Below are 16325 nucleotides of genomic sequence, written 5' to 3' on the forward strand. Positions count from 1 at the left end.
TTGTTCTGTCGTATGACATTTTCATTGAGTACATTCGGAGCATAGTCTAACGTGTTTTTACGTATTTTGCCTATGCTTATCATCTTCCTTTGAGATAGATAGTTATACACAAGCTTGTAGGGCAATGAAAAGAGAAGAAAATTGAAACATTGCGATTTAGTATAAAGATCAGACACTCATTTCGAAAAAAATAAGATTAACTTATCGGAAATTGAGCGTAATAAAAGAAAAACCCTCGCACTTTAAAAAAGAGGAGGGCTTGATAGATGGTAAATATTTAATTCTCTGAGATTGCTTCAGAATTCGGTGTATTTTTCTTACCTTTTAAAATCTCAGTACGAATATTTTGTGCAAGTTCAGCGCAGTCATTATTCATACCATTGATCATAAATGAATGACGGGTCAACACATTGGTTGGATTTGGTAAGGCAACCAATTGATAACAATTACCAATATGCTTGAGTTGATCATTGCTTAAATACAATGCCATTTCTTTGGCAATTAAATGATTCACCAAGCGCTCAGCCGCTTGAGACGCATCAAGTTGCATCGCCTCTACTGAGGTGGTGACCGCACAACGCGTCTGTAACACAAAGCGCTTATCTTCACGGTAACGTTTATACAGAACTTCTGACAATAATTGAAATACTGAACCAACCATTAATATAGATTGTGCTGCATTGGGTTTTTCAGCATTAATACTCAGGATTGCACCATTCTGATTAAATTCTTGATGAATGGTGAAATCTTTTGCATTCAATTTGAAATGCTGTGCGCAAAGTTCAATACTTTTATTCAGAAAAATCTGACATAAATTAAAATAAGGCAGTGAAACCGACTGGTTGACCGTATTCATCAGTTGCTTTGGATCATAGTACTGAATATTCAGCGCCAAAATCTCTTGGTCATTTTCCAGTGTCGTGGTTACAGGAGTTTTGGGTTCAGGTTTTGCTTTGGCTTGCGCTTGTTGTTGAGCTTGGGCAATCGCAATCGTGCGGTTGGCTTTCTCAGCTTCAAGTGCTTCCGTCAGTTGTTGAATCTCATGTTTTAAACGGGCTTCATTGTTGATGCGAGCCAAATATTCACTACGTGTTGGACGAGCGATGGCACGGTAGGCCAACCATAAGAAGGTATGAATCAATAAGGACACTAAAATAGCCAGCCATTGGGTACGTAAAATTTCACCAATACTTGGCTTGATCAAGGTAATTTCAATAGTGCCGACTTTTTTCTCGTTCTGTAATGCATCACGAACAAAAACTTCACCTTGACGCGTTTTTGCCATACCACTGGTTGCCAGCACTTGTTTTTTAGCATCCAGTATTCGAATCGAAGCCACGCTTGGATTGGTCGCATAGCGATTTGCCAACAGCGCCAATGACACCGTATTTGCGGGTTCGAGTTCAGATAGGCTGTCCGTGACCAATTGGCTGGTCATGAGTTGGCCTTGGCTGGCACGGTTTTCATTCAACTGATGTGTTGTTGCAACTACCAATAAAAAGGTATGAAATGCAAAACTTACAATAAGTAGGCTAGCAAATAGCCCTTGTCTTGGCGCATTCAACGTAAACTTCCAAAGCAAAAAATTTCGATTTCGATTATGATTCTTCCAATTGTTGTAGCTCAGACCCGAGTCAATTCATGCGAGAAATCATTCTTATTTCATTTTTAGGACCTGACCAACCCAATCAGTTTACTCGATTAATGCAAGTGTTGTCCGTACATTCTTTGCAAATATTAGATGTAGGACAGGCGGTCATCCATAATCAATTGACTTTAGGTATTGTAGTGTCGTCAAACGATCAAACTGCAACAGCTTTAGCCATGAAAGACATCCTTATTTTAGCACATGATATTGGTTTAACTGTTCGTTTTAAGCCGATTTCAGGCGCAGAATATGACCAATGGGTGAGTGAAGGTGGGCGCACACGTTATATCGTGACCGCTTTAGCACCAGAGCTCACAGCCGAACATCTGCAAGCGGTGACCAATATTGTTTCAAGTCAAGGTTTTAACATTGAAACAGTAACGCGCTTGTCGGGGCGTCCCGAGCGTAATGGACACCAAGATGGGCTGAAACGTTCATGTGTTCAATTCGGTTTGAGTGGGCAAATGCTGGATGCACAGGCGATGCGTGCCGCATGTTTACGGCTTTCTGCTGAATTAAATATTGATGTCGCGGTGCAGGAAGACAATGCCTATCGCCGTAATCGTCGCTTAGTCTGCTTCGACATGGACTCGACTTTGATTGAGCAAGAAGTGATTGACGAACTTGCTAAAGAAGCAGGGGTGGGCGATAAAGTCGCTGAAATCACTGAACGTGCAATGCAAGGGGAGTTAGATTTTCAACAAAGTTTCCGTGCACGCGTTGCGTTACTTAAAGGCCTTGATGCCACAGTATTGCCTCAAATTGCTGAACGACTAACCGTGACAGAAGGTGCCGAGCGGTTAATCTCGACACTAAAATCACTGGGTTATAAAACTGCGATTTTATCTGGTGGTTTTCAGTACTTTGCTGAATATCTACAAGAAAAATTGGGCATTGATGAAGTGCATGCCAATATCCTCGATGTTGAAAATGGTGTTGTGACAGGTGAGGTTAAAGGCCATATCGTTGATGGTGCGCGCAAGGCGTATCTCTTGACTGAATTGGCTGGAAAAATGGGGATTTCACCTGAGCAAGCGATTGCGGTAGGAGATGGCGCAAACGATTTACCGATGCTTTCAATTGCAGGGCTTGGAGTCGCATTCCGTGCTAAACCTGTGGTTCGCCAAAATGCCAATCAAGCTATTTCAAGTGTAGGTCTAGATGGTGTGCTTTATCTTTTAGGCGTGCATGATAAAGATTTGTCCCGTGCTTAAATGACATGGGTTATATTGCAGAATCATGACAAATAGCGACTTTAAGTCGCTATTTTTTATTTGAAAATAAATCACTTTGCTGCCATTCGCGCTCAATAAAACAGCTTGATAAAAATATTCGTTTTAGAACTTAAAAAAAGTTTTTTAGGGATTAAAAGCTGTGTGTATTTTTTTGTAATGACACTGCATGATTGATGGTAATTAGATTGTGAGAAAAACAGGATTCTTAAAAAATGTAATGACAAATGAATGTTGCGACAAAGTGTGTCGTTTAAGCAGAAAACAGCGCTTTCCTTCTCTTAAAAACTATACATAATGCAAAGCATAAGCTTCTATAAGGTGATTTAAGAAAAATTATAAAGCTTGAAATTGTTGTGAAACACCTATTTAAACGGTTTTTTTATAAGGCATCATTTTGACGGAGGTTGTTATGGTATCAACAACATTTGCAACATTGATTGGATTCGGTCTAATTGCTGCAGCGTTGGCTACCGTTTTCTTTTCCCCTTATCGTCATTGGTTAGGGTTTATGTTTGCAGGCATGATCTTCTGGGGCACCTTGGAAGCAATGCGTTATAGTGTACAGAACATCTTTGATATTTCGGTCGCATATAGCTATTTAACCGCGATTATGTTGGCGATGTCTGCATTGATTGCTCTCTTATTGCGTGAAGACAGTCGTGCACAAAAAGCATTGGCAAATCGCCAATATATTGAACATACCCCAGTCTATGAAGATGAATAAGTTTTGAGTGAAAACTTCAGTCAATATGAACGCTAAGATAACAATAGTGACTTTAATTACACGAAAAAAATCAATTTAGACATTCCAAGGTATATCATAATGGTATACCTTTTTTTCAGTTTATACTTTGCTCTGAAAGCCATGTCTACGCAATGACAAGTTATGTTAGGATGAGCAAATTCGAATCTAATTTAAAAAACAACAGGCTTAAATGTCATGAAACTTTCTGCAATTCCAGTTGTGAAGTTACCAATCGTTGATGCAAGTACAGATCCACTGGATTTGCTTGTATTGGGTTTAGCACTTCGTATGAAACAATTGGCTCGTACCAGTCCAAAATTTATTGAATTGACCCATGACCGTCAGTTCCGTATTCAGATTGGTACTGACTTGGGCGTGGCACGCCAAATTATTGTGAACAATGGTCAAATTGATACAGTTTCAGGTGCTGAACAAAAAGCTGATTTTGTTTTACAGTTTGCTGACAGTGAGCAAGGTGTAAAAACTTTGGTAAAAGGCGATCCAACGGCTTTTATGACGGGTATGCAAAACGGCAGCATCAAAATGGAAGGCGATTTCAGTTTGTTGGTCTGGTTTAACCAAGTGGCTAAACTGATTCCACCAAAAGTTCCAAAACCAGTAAAAGACAAAATTAAATTGGCACGTCAATTCTTAAAAGAGAAGATTGGACGCTAAGCGAATCGAAAATCTTAAAAAGCCCGATCTGATCGGGCTTTTTAGGATTTAAACATTGGCATTAAGCTCAAGCTTTTAATTATTCAACTTCTAAGTTAAAGGTCACAGGCCCATCATTGACCAAATGTACTTTCATATCCGCTGCGAAAATACCCGTCTCAACGTTTGTAAATTGTGATCGAGCATAATCAACCAATTGTTGATACAGTGCTTGGGCTTCAGCGGGCGGCATGGCCGGCCCAAAGTCTGGACGCAAGCCCTTTTGCGTTTGTGCCATTAAGGTGAATTGAGAAACCAATAAAATCCCGCCATTGGCTTGGCTGACATTCCAGCCCATTTTGCCTTGTTCGTCATCAAAGAAACGATATTTCAAAATTTTATCAATTAATTTTTGACCTTTTTCAAAATTATCTTCCTTCGCTAAGCCTAGAAAAACCAAAATTCCTTTTTGAATTTCTCCCGTGGTTTCACCATCAACAACGACTTTGGCTTCTAACACTCTTTGTAATAATGCGCGCATATAAACAATAAGACTAAAATACGATAGCGCTATTCTAACAGGGAAAACCCTGTAAGTTGATGCGAGTAGGCCATTGCTGAAAAGTTGAAGCTGTTGATAAGCTTTTGAATAAGAATAGAATTTATAAAATTATCATGTGAGTAGATAAATTGAAAAAATAATTCTGCTGAGATTTATGTTGAGCTTAACTGAAAATATAGTTCATCACTTATAAATGATTACGTTATCTCAGCGAAAAATATGCTTTAATAAAAACAGCATAGCGAAATTAAAATAGATATGGCGCCAATCATCCAATCCTTGCTCGACACAGATTTATATAAATTTACCATGTTACAAGTGGTGCTACATAAATTTCCTCAAACGCACAGTGTGTATCACTTTCGCTGTCGTAATCTAGATGCTACGGTTTATCCCCTGACGGATATTCTGGATGATTTGAACGAGCAGCTCGATCATCTCTGCTTACTCAAATTCCAAGAAGATGAATTGCAATATTTACGCAGTATGCGTTTTATCAAAAGTGATTTTGTTGACTATTTAGAATTATTCCAACTCAAACGCCGTTTTATTAAAGCGGGTATTGATGAACAAGGTCGTTTAGACATTTGGGTTGAAGGCCCAATGGTTCAGGCGATGATGTTTGAAATTTTTGTTCTGGCGATTGTCAATGAACTCTATTTTAGCCGGATTCGTAATGATGACATTTATGTTGAAGGTGAACGTCGTCTACAAGCCAAAGTTGAATTATTAAAGAAATTTGAACAACAACAAGGCACTCAAGCTCCTCCATTTTTAGTCTCAGATTTTGGTACTCGTCGTCGTTATAGCCTAGATTGGCAAAGACATGTGATCCAGACCTTCCATGCAGCTGTACCCAATGTGTTTAGAGGTACCAGTAATGTCCTTTTGGCAAAGGAATTAAATATTCATCCAATTGGAACCATGGCGCATGAGTTTCTACAAGCATTCCAAGCGCTAGATGTCCGCTTAAGAGATTTTCAAAAAGCTGCTTTAGAAACCTGGGTACAAGAGTATCGTGGTGATTTGGGCATTGCCTTGACCGATGTGGTCGGTATGGATGCATTCTTACAAGATTTTGATTTGTATTTTGCCAAGTTATTCGATGGCTTACGTCATGACAGTGGTGACCCATTTGAATGGGGCGATAAAGCTTATCAGCACTACCGAAAACTAAAAATTGATACTAAAACCAAGATGCTAACCTTTAGTGATGGATTAGATATTGAACGTGCATGGGCGTTGTATCAATACTTTAAAGATCGCTTTCAAGTTAGTTTTGGTATTGGTACCAATTTGACCAATGATATGGGGCAAACACCACTCAATATTGTGTTAAAACTGGTGGAGTGTAATGGTCAATCGGTGGCGAAAATTTCAGATAGTCCCGGAAAAACCATGACGGATAACGATACTTTCTTGGCTTACTTACGACAGGTCTTTGAAATACCTGAAGTTGTCGAAGCAGTGAAAATTGATATCTGAATTTTTGCTAAAAGAATGTGAAAAATCAGCATATTGGTAAAAAACACTGTGCTAAGATCATTTGTGCTCAAGGTCTTAAAATAGAAAAACGTATGACTACATCAGCCTTTAACTTCGAATTACTCATAGAAGCAGAACAACTTGTGCCATTTTTAGGGCATGACAAAATTCGTATTGTCGATCTAAGTCGTAGCTCTGTGTATGATCAATTACATATTCCACATGCCTTACATGTTAAACCACAACTGTTGGTTCGACAGGAAGAACAAGCTTCAGGGTTATTGCCCGATGAGGACGGTTTAAAAGCGCTGATTGAGTATTTAAACATCTCTCCCGAACATCATGTTGTGGTCTACGATGATGAAGGTGGTGCTTGGGCTGGGCGTTTGATCTGGAACTTACATTGCCTTGGCTTTTATAATACCAGCCTACTCAATGGCGGAATTCATGCATGGTTAGCAGCAGGCTATCCGACTTCGGCTGAAGCAGAAAGTTATAGCAAAGTTGAACCCTTAGTTACCGTCAATTTACAACATCTTGATCAACACCGAATTGAATATGCCAAACTGTTGCAAAAGGTTGAACAGCAAGCGATTCAAGTTTGGGATTGTCGAACTTCAGAAGAATATACAGGACAGCGTTTAGCAGCGCGACGCGGCGGTCACATTCCAAGTGCACAACATTTTGAATGGAGTACTGCAATTAATCGTCAAAATCATTTAAAATTGCATCCTCTAGAACGCACGCAACAACGTCTAGAACAATTAGGCTTTCAATTTGACCAGCCTGTGGTGGTGTATTGTCAGTCACATCATCGTTCTGGTCTGGCTTATATCTTGGGTCGGTTATTGGATTGGAATATTCAAGCCTATGATGGTGCGTGGAGCGAGTGGGGCAATCGCCTCGATAGTCCAATTATTACTGGAGAATCACCTGCGTGAGTCTTACATCAGCGTTAAAAAAACAAATTTTTATCCAAGCACAAAAAGTCATTCCGCAACAGCAACTCAGCCGTGTTGTTGGTAAAGTTGCAGCCAGTGAAAATCCAATTGTTAAAAATTTAGCGATTCAAGCATTTAAAGCACAGTACGGGATAGACCTTTCTATTGCTGAGCAAAGTGATGCTTTAAAATATAAATCATTCAATGAATTTTTTACCCGTGCCTTAAAAGACGGTGTTCGAGAAATTGACACAGATCAGACCAGTATCGTCTCTCCGGCAGATGGTGCAATTTCTCAGTTGGGTAAAATTAAAGATGGTGATGTCTTTCAGGCCAAAGGCCAAAGTTTTTCTGTAGACAAACTGATTGGCGATCCACAATTGGCTGCACCATTTATCAATGGTGAATTTGCCACGGTTTATTTGTCACCACGTGATTATCACCGTGTCCATATGCCATTTGCAGGAACGTTGACAGAAACTTTGTATATCCCTGGTGAGTTATTTTCAGTAAACCAAACGACAGCAGAGAATATTCCAGGTTTATTTGCGCGTAATGAGCGTATGGTATGTTTGTTTGATACCGAATTAGGACGTATGGCGGTTGTTCTGGTGGGTGCAATGATCGTGGCAGGAATTGAAACTGTGGCGACTGGTAAAGTAAAACCAACAGGGCGTTTAGAGTTAAACCAGCATGATTTAGCCTTAGAAAAGGGTGCTGAACTTGGACGTTTTTATTTAGGTTCAACCGCAGTTGTATTGTTTGAACAGAATAAAATCACTTGGGATGAACAGTTTAAAGCCAATTCTATTGTGGTGATGGGCGAAGCTTTAGGGCATACCGTTTAATTTGCGTGTTCTATGATGAGGTGCACTTTCTGTTGTAGAAAGTCACCGAGTCTAAAGCCTTATGGCATTGAAATAAGACAGCTTTAAAGCCTGTGCATCTGCTAAGGCATTGTGTGGGTTTTCAGAGGGGACATGGGTTTCGATTGGATCCTGCATCCATAACTGCATGGTCAGCGGAGGTGTTCGGATACATTTTCCTGCAGAAAGTACCAGACTACGGGTAAACAAGGCAAAGTCTTCTGGCCAATCTGCTACAATTTCAAGACTAGAATATTGAGATAAATAAATCTGTAAGTGACTTTGAAATTGCGCTAATGAAATCGGTTTTTGATTTAGACGAGGCATGACATGGTCTTTAACCCAAGTAATTGGGTCAGCGCATTCTAAAACTTCATAAAAATGTTGATTATTCTCGTCAACCAATGCCAGCGAAATTAATTCACCACCAAAGCCATTAAATTCACAATCTAGAAATAGTTTCATTCGAATTAATCAAAAAATCAAATATTAACCTGCAAAATCAAGGCGCTCTTTGGGGAAAACCACTCTAAAAATAGACCCCCGATTTTCTTTAGAATCAATTTCTAAATACGCATTATGTTGCATTAAAACATGCTTCACAATGGCAAGCCCTAAACCTGTTCCACCTGTTTGGCGGCTTCGTGCGCTGTCTACACGATAAAAGCGTTCGGTTAAACGCGGAATATGTTTTGGGTCAATCCCGATCCCGGTATCTTCAACAGTGAAATAACCATGTTCACTGTCATCATGCCAGCCGATTGTAACAGTGCCACCTTTAGGGGTGTATTTAATCGCATTGGTGATTAAATTACTAAACGCACTGGCAAGCTCTGCATCAGAACCAATTAAGTCACAATGACTGTCGATATCTAAATTTAAAGTATGGCCATAATCGACATTGTAGGCTTGTGCATCATCAAAAAGCTGATTCATCAAATTCGGCATATCGATGATTTGATTTTTTGCGACCTGTTTATTGCCTTCTAAACGTGAAAGCAAGAGTAAGTCATTGACCAAGGCATTCATACGACGTGTTTGCGATTGCATCTGTTCAAAGGCACGTTTCCAGCGCGGATTTAAATCTTCTTGGTCGGTAAAGGTTTCGATATAACCACTGAGTACAGTCAGCGGGGTACGAAGTTCATGTGAAATATTGTCGACAAAGTCTTTGCGCATTTGTTCCAGATTATGTACACGTGTGACATCGTAAGCGACGAGCAAACGGCTTTCACTACCAAAACGTGTCAGTTTAATCTGTACATAATGCTCTTCATAAACCGAAGATTTTATTTTAATGCCATCTGGAGATTGGTCGATATTATTAAAATATTCAATAAAGCTCGGCTGGCGGATAATGGTCAAGATATTACGACCACGATCTAGCGGTTGAATGCCTAACAGTCTTTCCGCAGCAGGATTCCACCATTCAATTTGATGTAATTCATCCGTTAAAACAACAGCTTCTGCTAAAGCTATCAGTGAGGATTGCGCCCGATCAATCAATCCGACCATTTCAGCTTGAACAACCCGTTCTTGGCGTTGTGCACGATAAACATTAAAAAGCAGCGCACCCCAGATACCTTCTAGATTGGGTGGAGAGTCGTAAGGACGATTCGAAATCCACTCATTGACCAAGTATAAAGAGCGTAATTGAAACAGAAAAAAAACAGCAAAACCGATGGAAATACAAATCCAAAAATACCCTATCCCTAAACCAATAAATCCGCCGATAATGAGTAAAAAACCAAGTAGGCGTAAATCTTGTTTTGCAAATTCCCACAAGCTACTGTAACGGAATTTTTTATGTTCTCGTGCAAGATCTGGGACGGGGTAGGGTTCATACATAGAAATTTATTTACCTTGAGAATGCTTAACCTAAAGCAACATCTGCACGGGTAGAGAAGCGATAACCCGTTCCACGTACAGTTTGTACGTAGCGATCAGCACCATAAGGTTCAAGCACTTTACGTAAGCGGCGGATGTGTACATCTATGGTACGGTCTTCAATATACACGTTACCACCCCAGACCTGATCAAGTAACTGGGCACGTGTATAAGCACGTTCAGGATGTGTCATAAAGAATGCCAATAAGCGGTATTCTGTTGGACCCATTTCTAAAATATTATCACTAAAACTGACGCGTTGGCTCACTGGATCAAGTATTAATCCATTGGCATCAATGGTTTTTTCGCCACTGAGTGCATTGGCACGACGAAGGACAGCTTTGATACGCGAAACCAATTCACGGGTAGAGAATGGTTTGGTCATATAGTCATCTGCACCAGCATCAAGACCTTGAACTTTATGGTCTTCTTCGCCACGTGCTGTCAACATGATGACTGGAATTTCTGCCAAGTTTTCATCACGTTTTAAGCGACGACATAAGTCTACACCGCTCACACCGCCAGGCATCATCCAATCGAGTAAAATCAAAGATGGTCGTTGGTCAACAATCATTTGATGGGCTTGTTTTGCATCTTCAGCTTGCAGGCATTGAAAACCTGCCATATCCAATGAGGTATGAATCATTTCTCGAATCGGAAGTTCGTCATCGACGATTAATATATAGTCATCTTTCACAACGCAATATCCTATGTATGAACGGTGTACCGTCTTTTATTTATGACAGGCTTATTACAAAGATAAATTATGACAGTATCATTGCAAAAAGAAGATGTTGACGAATTTTTGCAAAAAAATGTGACAAATAATCGTCGATATGATGAATAATCCATGACATTTTTAAATAAATGTTCCATTTTGAGGAAAGAAATTTATTTAAAATGAACATAAAAATACGCTATTTGACAGTTTTATGACGATTTTATGACAGGATTGTGCAGGCTAAAAAGCTTATTTAGATGAAAATGAATCAATCAGCGATATAAATACAATTTCACATGCTGAGACAATTTCTTCAAGCGATTGTTTAAACCCACCCATGACCCAGCGCACCGCAATTTGAGTCACATAGCCATTTAAACCTGTGGCAACCAAGGAAATTTCTTGTTCACTACGTTCAATATGCGGCATCATCAGGGTGACAAAAGAGTGAATTAATCGATCAAAACGGCCCATCGTTTCATGGATCGTGGCATGATTATGCAGTTCTTGAACCAGCATGGCATCGATATAAATAATACGCGCCACACGTGGATCATTTTTTAACATGGTAAAGATTGCAGTTAAGCCACCACGAATCATATTTTTAGGATCAGGTGCTGCTTGCATGACGCCTTGCATCACGGTTTGTTGTAATTGTTCAATCAGTTGTAGAAAGATGACTTGGAACAGTTCTTCACTTTTTTTGAAGGACTCATAAAAATAACGTTCAGTCAGCTTGGCTTCATTACAAATATCTTTGACGGTGACAGAAAAAAAGCCATGTGTACCATAAGCTTCAATCCCTGCTTCGATCAACTTTTCTCGACGTGCAAGTTTCCGCTCAGATAAGGACATGCCTTTAAATTGACGCTCTTTGGCTGCTTTATTTATAGTTTTCTTTTCAGTGGAAAGTGGCTCATTCATTGTAAAAAATTACTCGTGTCATATTTGATTGTCACAAAGAAGCGCTTATTTTAGCAATAAAAGCCATTGAAACCTATTCTAGAATTTTTGTATAAAAAAACATCGGCTAAATCATAATATAATATTGACAATAATGATTGTCAAAATTATATTGAGCAAGTGAGCTGCACATCACTCTGAATGCTTTGTGCGGGTTTAAAAAAGGATAGACAATGAAAAATTTTAAAAACAAAGTCGCTGCAATTACTGGTGCTGGCTCTGGTATGGGACAACAACTTGCTATTTTATTGGCAAAAGCAGGTTGTCATTTATCCATTAGTGATGTGAATGAAAAAGGTTTAGCTGAAACCGTTGAATTGGTCAAACCATATAATGTTCGTGTGACCTCAAAGAAAGTGAACGTTGCCAAAGTTGAAGAAATGCGAGCTTGGGCTGCGGACACAGTGCAAAATCATGGTTCTGTAAACATGATTTTTAACAATGCTGGTGTGGCTTTAGGTTCTACCGTAGAAGGCGCATCTTATGACGAACTAGAATGGATTATGGATATCAATTTCTGGGGCGTTGTATACGGAACAAAAGAATTTTTACCTTATATCAAGAAAACAGGTGATGGGCATATCATCAACATTTCGAGCTTGTTTGGTTTAACCGCGCAACCGACCCAGTCTGCATATAATGCATCTAAATTTGCAGTACGTGGTTTTACTGAATCATTACGTCAAGAATTAGATATCGAAAAATGTGGTGTATCAGCGCTATGTGTTCATCCAGGCGGCATTCGTACCAATATTGCAAATGATGCACGTATGAATGACAGTTTACGTTCTTTAGGAATGAACCCTGACAAATCAGCAAAAGCATTTAATAAACTATTACGTATGCCACCAGAAGATGCTGCTCAACAAATGTTGGATGCTGTACTAAAAGACAAACGTCGTTTACTTATTGGAAATGATGCAAAAACCTTGGATTTAATTCAGCGTATTTTACCGACTGGATATCAAAAAATTACAGGTTTTGCGACCAAGTTTAGTAAAAAGTTAGAACCCAAATAATTGATATCTAAAATGAAAAAACCGTCAAGCTGACGGTTTTTTCATTTTAGATATTGCGAAATAATCTGTTGAATGAGAACTCAGCATCCATCCATTTAAATTAAGATCTCAATGGTTTTCTTTTTCCAAACAAATTGATAATACAAACCTTGCATGAGACATAGACTAAAAAAGGTCAGTGCAAGCGCATACCAAATGCCTTGTAAACCAAACCACTGACTAAATAAATAAGCACATGGAACTTCAATAAGCAGGATGGATAAAATATTAAAAATCATAGGAACAGTTACAGTTCCGCTGGCCCGCATGATTGAGGCAAAAATTGCACTCGCACCAAAGAATATAATTGACCACAGCACAATAAATAGTAATTGTTGACCCAATTCAATCACTGATGGATCTGTAATAAACAACGCCATCAAATATTTTGAACAAATATAGGCCAAGAGTACCAATGAACCTGTAATCACAATATTACTCAGCAATGCCGTGCGCGTCACTTTTGCCAACAGCTCAGATTTCCCAGCACCAATTGCTTGCGCCGCAAAGATGGAACCTGCAATGGCAATCGACAAAGCAGGGAATTGGATATAGTTGAGCACTTGGTTGACGGCGCCATAGGCCGCTGTCGCATGTGCACCATGTTGGTTAACCAGTCCAATCACCACCAGACCTGCGACCGAGTTGGTCACCATTTGAATACCTGTCGGCACGCCCAAGCGCAAAATACTGCGACTAAACTGTGGGTGATAGCGGATATGTTGGATTAACGCTGAATCTGGTCTTAAAGCATGATCTTTTTTATTCAAATAGATATAGAGAAAAGTTAAGGTCGAAATAAAGCCTAAGCCACTGGCAATTGCTGGAGCAATAATGCCAAGCTTAGGTAGACCAAAATAACCGCCAATCAAGGCTGGGGTTACAATGACGCCCACAATGATCGTCAGACTTGATGCCATCAATGGTGTAGTACTGTCACCCACACCACGTAAAATAGAGGTGTAGGTAATATAGATGAATAAAAAAGGGCTACTCATTAACATCCATTGAACATAGGGCAGTGCAAGATGCATGATTTTGGGATCTATACCCAAAAGCAATAGAATTTCTTTGGCAAAAAACACCCCTAAAAAGGCAATGATTGATCCACCAATCAGGGTCATAAATAACAATGCGCCAACAATGGTACGCACTTTTTCGATATCTTTGGCGCCCCACGCTTGTCCAACCAAAACAGTTGCACCTGTAGATAGACCAATCACAAAAGCCAGCAATAAAAATAGAATCGGGAAAAATACCGAAATTGCGGCAATCGCTTCTACACCGAGCATCTGTCCAACAAAAATGGTATTAATTGTTCCAGACAGATTTTGCAGAATATTGGTTAGAATCAGTGGGCCAAGGAAGATTAAAAAAACCTTCCAGAATTTGGGTTGGTGAAGCATATCGGGACGAGCTGGCATCTTTTATTCTACTGTCTATTTCGAGTGTCTTTATCTTATTGATAATATAACAAACGCTGAGTAAAAAGCCTGAGTATTTCAGTAACTCAGGCTTTAATTTTACAGAGATGATCTGTATGGGTTGGGATTAAATTTGATTTAAAATTTCACAGGCCTGAATCAAAGTTTGCTCCTTTTTGGCAAAACAAAAACGTACTAAACGTAAGTTTTCAGGAGCTTGCTTATAAAAAACAGAAACTGGAATCGCCACAATTTTATGTTCTTCCGCTAAGAATTTACACATCTCTACATCATTTAAATCTGGGCGAATTTGGCTGTAGTCAACATTTTGAAAGAATGTGCCTTGAGAGGGGATTAAACTGAATTTTGAATCTACAATACCTGAAATAAACAGGTCACGCTTTTGCTGATAGAAGCTTGATAGCCCGTCAATATGTTCAGGATGCTGTTGCATAAAATTGGCAAGCGCCATTTGCACGGGGGTTACCCCACAGAAGTTGGCAAATTGATAAATTTGACGGAATACTTTCATAAGCGCTGGTGTTGCAATGCAATAACCTGTTTTCCATCCTGTCACATGAAAGGTCTTACCAAAAGAACCGACCACAAAACTACGATCTCTGAGCTCTGGAAATGACAATGCTGAATAATGTTTTTCACCGTCAAAAATCAAATGCTCATAGACTTCGTCTGAAAGCACAATAATATTTTTATCTTGAATCAGTTCAATTAAATTTAGCCAGTCTTGTTTAGACCAAATCGCCCCAGTTGGATTGTGTGGGGTATTTACAATCACCATACGGGTTTTATCTGTAATCGCAGATTTAACTTGATTCCAATCCACCGAAAACTCAGGTGCGTTGAGCGGGATATGAATAGCTTTACCACCAACCAATTGTACGCTCGGAGCATAACTGTCATAGCTTGGATCAAAAATAATCACTTCATCGTCTTGATGGATGATGGCTTGTATTGCACTAAAAATCCCAATCGTTGCCCCCGGTGTGATGGTGATTTCTGTGACTGGGTCGAGTTGTAATTGATCTCGTTTTAAAAATAGTTGCGCCAGTTGTTCTCTTAGCGCTAATAAACCATCGCCAGCTGCGTATTGGTTAAAACCGTCCAATGTAGCTTGGCTCAGTGCTTGTAGCAACGCAGGAGGCGCATCAAAGTCAGGAAAACCTTGTGACAAGTTAAGGGCGTTAAGACGATGTGCCATAGCGGTCATGATGCTAAAAATGGTGACGCCTTGTGCAGGAAGTTTGGAGTGGATTTCGATCATGACCAGACTGATTTTATAAATGCATTGGTGGCAGTTTAGCAGGTCGTTTTAATGAGCTGAATAGGATTAAGTAATCTATTGGTTAGGGGGAGAGGTGCTGTAGGAATTTAAGATAGAGAAAGTAATATTTAGAGGGGTAATGTTTTGTTACAAAAAATATTTGAAGAAGTTAGGTTGATATTTTGGCTTTATAGCTCGTATTATATTGATAATGAGGGATCGGTGTTAGCTTTACATAAGAGATTTTATGTTAAATAGGTCTTATATTCATCTATACAATCAGTAAACATTTAAAAATATAGACTTATATGTATAATTGACAAAAATTAACTATAAGTTTGTGTAATGAATCTTATCCATCAGGAACACCAAGGTTTCTTCTTTTGTAATAATTCAGATCTTTCACCTTCAGCAGATGTGTTTAAAACGTTACTAGAACATTTTGCTAGTATGGGTTTAATGCCTAATATTGGGCAAGAATTCAACATTGCTACTGGCGAAAATAAACAGTTCGTAATCTTGGTGAATGGTAAAGGGAATCTACGTATTGAATTCTCTTCAATGCATATACTTGTAGTTCAAGCAAGTTCAACAATGGAAGATTTCTATTCAACTTTCATGCAAATTATTGAAAAGCTAAGTGCTTTATTTCCATTTAAAAAAGGAAATAGATTATCTATAGTAAACTCTAAGTTCTTTAATGGTACTGAAGATAAATATCTAGAATTATATAAAAGTCTTTTTACTTATAAATCTATTAGACCTTTTGAATGGGAAAATAGAGTTGCTGAGAAAAAGAAGCTGAATTTCAAAGAATCTTTAGAGGAAGTAAATAGTATCAGTACAGTGAGACG

At 39.1% G+C, this 16325-nt stretch carries 16 protein-coding genes; 8 read left to right on the top strand and 8 right to left on the bottom strand.

Features of this window, described 5'->3' with window-relative positions:
* Positions 1–277: 277 nt before the first annotated feature.
* Positions 278–1564, bottom strand: a complete 1287-nt coding sequence (locus GJV03_RS12140; protein ID WP_154130174.1) for a hypothetical protein — start codon at positions 1562–1564, stop codon at positions 278–280.
* A 77-nt stretch (positions 1565–1641) separates the two neighbouring features.
* Here GJV03_RS12140 and serB point away from each other — a divergent pair, with 77 nt between their 5' ends.
* The 3 genes from serB to GJV03_RS12155 all read left to right on the top strand — a co-directional run bounded on the left by serB (position 1642) and on the right by GJV03_RS12155 (position 4303).
* Positions 1642–2862: a phosphoserine phosphatase SerB gene (serB, locus tag GJV03_RS12145; protein WP_004718743.1), complete on the top strand. Its 1221-nt coding sequence runs from the start codon at positions 1642–1644 to the stop codon at positions 2860–2862.
* A gap of 430 nt (positions 2863–3292) precedes the next feature.
* Entirely contained in the window at positions 3293–3607 is a 315-nt protein-coding gene (aciT, locus tag GJV03_RS12150; protein WP_004818318.1) for a ciprofloxacin tolerance protein AciT, read from the top strand.
* Between the two features lie 216 nt (positions 3608–3823).
* Positions 3824–4303, top strand: coding sequence for an SCP2 sterol-binding domain-containing protein (locus GJV03_RS12155; protein ID WP_004718739.1), 480 nt, complete (start codon positions 3824–3826; stop codon positions 4301–4303).
* A gap of 79 nt (positions 4304–4382) precedes the next feature.
* Here GJV03_RS12155 and dtd read toward each other — a convergent pair whose 3' ends face one another.
* Entirely contained in the window at positions 4383–4823 is a 441-nt protein-coding gene (dtd, locus tag GJV03_RS12160) for a D-aminoacyl-tRNA deacylase (protein WP_154130175.1), read from the bottom strand.
* A 279-nt stretch (positions 4824–5102) separates the two neighbouring features.
* Here dtd and pncB point away from each other — a divergent pair, with 279 nt between their 5' ends.
* The 3 genes from pncB to asd all read left to right on the top strand — a co-directional run bounded on the left by pncB (position 5103) and on the right by asd (position 8118).
* Positions 5103–6329, top strand: coding sequence for a nicotinate phosphoribosyltransferase (gene pncB, locus GJV03_RS12165; protein WP_004718736.1), 1227 nt, complete (start codon positions 5103–5105; stop codon positions 6327–6329).
* 92 nt (positions 6330–6421) lie between these two features.
* A complete protein-coding gene (locus tag GJV03_RS12170) occupies positions 6422–7270 on the top strand; it encodes a rhodanese-like domain-containing protein (RefSeq protein WP_154130176.1) in 849 nt (282 codons plus the stop codon).
* Entirely contained in the window at positions 7267–8118 is an 852-nt protein-coding gene (asd, locus tag GJV03_RS12175; protein WP_262782073.1) for an archaetidylserine decarboxylase, read from the top strand. Before GJV03_RS12170 ends, asd begins: the two co-directional genes overlap by 4 nt.
* Positions 8119–8169: 51 nt before the next feature.
* On the opposite strand, the gene GJV03_RS12180 is transcribed toward asd, so the two are convergent.
* The 4 genes from GJV03_RS12180 to GJV03_RS12195 form a co-directional block, all read right to left on the bottom strand.
* Positions 8170–8601: a hypothetical protein gene (locus GJV03_RS12180; protein WP_154130177.1), complete on the bottom strand. Its 432-nt coding sequence runs from the start codon at positions 8599–8601 to the stop codon at positions 8170–8172.
* Positions 8602–8625: 24 nt separating this feature from the next.
* Positions 8626–9984, bottom strand: coding sequence for a phosphate regulon sensor histidine kinase PhoR (gene phoR, locus GJV03_RS12185; protein ID WP_004718725.1), 1359 nt, complete (start codon positions 9982–9984; stop codon positions 8626–8628).
* Positions 9985–10009: 25 nt separating this feature from the next.
* On the bottom strand, positions 10010–10720 hold the full coding sequence (gene phoB / locus GJV03_RS12190; protein WP_004718724.1) for a phosphate regulon transcriptional regulator PhoB: 711 nt from the start codon (positions 10718–10720) through the stop codon (positions 10010–10012).
* 273 nt (positions 10721–10993) lie between these two features.
* Positions 10994–11668: a TetR/AcrR family transcriptional regulator gene (locus GJV03_RS12195; protein WP_004718721.1), complete on the bottom strand. Its 675-nt coding sequence runs from the start codon at positions 11666–11668 to the stop codon at positions 10994–10996.
* A 212-nt stretch (positions 11669–11880) separates the two neighbouring features.
* On the opposite strand from GJV03_RS12195, the gene GJV03_RS12200 reads away from it, so the two are divergent.
* Positions 11881–12726 (top strand): SDR family NAD(P)-dependent oxidoreductase, encoded by an 846-nt coding sequence (locus tag GJV03_RS12200; protein ID WP_004818325.1) that lies wholly within the window; start codon positions 11881–11883, stop codon positions 12724–12726.
* Between the two features lie 95 nt (positions 12727–12821).
* On the opposite strand, the gene GJV03_RS12205 is transcribed toward GJV03_RS12200, so the two are convergent.
* Positions 12822–14189: an MATE family efflux transporter gene (locus tag GJV03_RS12205; RefSeq protein ID WP_154130178.1), complete on the bottom strand. Its 1368-nt coding sequence runs from the start codon at positions 14187–14189 to the stop codon at positions 12822–12824.
* Between the two features lie 127 nt (positions 14190–14316).
* On the bottom strand, positions 14317–15471 hold the full coding sequence (locus GJV03_RS12210) for a methionine aminotransferase (protein ID WP_154130179.1): 1155 nt from the start codon (positions 15469–15471) through the stop codon (positions 14317–14319).
* 345 nt (positions 15472–15816) lie between these two features.
* On the opposite strand from GJV03_RS12210, the gene GJV03_RS12215 reads away from it, so the two are divergent.
* The coding region (locus GJV03_RS12215; RefSeq protein WP_216070499.1) for a hypothetical protein at positions 15817–16325 on the top strand (509 nt) is incomplete at its 3' end.

It is taken from the genome of Acinetobacter sp. RIT698 (assembly GCF_009668065.1).
GTDB classification, from domain to species: domain Bacteria; phylum Pseudomonadota; class Gammaproteobacteria; order Pseudomonadales; family Moraxellaceae; genus Acinetobacter; species Acinetobacter guillouiae.

What these genes read in the sequence shown, in the direction of transcription:
- serB (WP_004718743.1), top strand. Translation starts at nt 1,642, where the DNA reads ATGCGAGAAATCATTCTTATTTCATTTTTAGGACCTGACCAACCCAAT.
- aciT (WP_004818318.1), top strand. Translation starts at nt 3,293, where the DNA reads ATGGTATCAACAACATTTGCAACATTGATTGGATTCGGTCTAATTGCT.
- GJV03_RS12155 (WP_004718739.1), top strand. Translation starts at nt 3,824, where the DNA reads ATGAAACTTTCTGCAATTCCAGTTGTGAAGTTACCAATCGTTGATGCA.
- dtd (WP_154130175.1), bottom strand. Translation starts at nt 4,823, where the DNA reads ATGCGCGCATTATTACAAAGAGTGTTAGAAGCCAAAGTCGTTGTTGAT.
- pncB (WP_004718736.1), top strand. Translation starts at nt 5,103, where the DNA reads ATGGCGCCAATCATCCAATCCTTGCTCGACACAGATTTATATAAATTT.
- GJV03_RS12170 (WP_154130176.1), top strand. Translation starts at nt 6,422, where the DNA reads ATGACTACATCAGCCTTTAACTTCGAATTACTCATAGAAGCAGAACAA.
- GJV03_RS12180 (WP_154130177.1), bottom strand. Translation starts at nt 8,601, where the DNA reads ATGAAACTATTTCTAGATTGTGAATTTAATGGCTTTGGTGGTGAATTA.
- phoR (WP_004718725.1), bottom strand. Translation starts at nt 9,984, where the DNA reads ATGTATGAACCCTACCCCGTCCCAGATCTTGCACGAGAACATAAAAAA.
- GJV03_RS12195 (WP_004718721.1), bottom strand. Translation starts at nt 11,668, where the DNA reads ATGAATGAGCCACTTTCCACTGAAAAGAAAACTATAAATAAAGCAGCC.
- GJV03_RS12200 (WP_004818325.1), top strand. Translation starts at nt 11,881, where the DNA reads ATGAAAAATTTTAAAAACAAAGTCGCTGCAATTACTGGTGCTGGCTCT.
- GJV03_RS12205 (WP_154130178.1), bottom strand. Translation starts at nt 14,189, where the DNA reads ATGCCAGCTCGTCCCGATATGCTTCACCAACCCAAATTCTGGAAGGTT.
- GJV03_RS12210 (WP_154130179.1), bottom strand. Translation starts at nt 15,471, where the DNA reads ATGATCGAAATCCACTCCAAACTTCCTGCACAAGGCGTCACCATTTTT.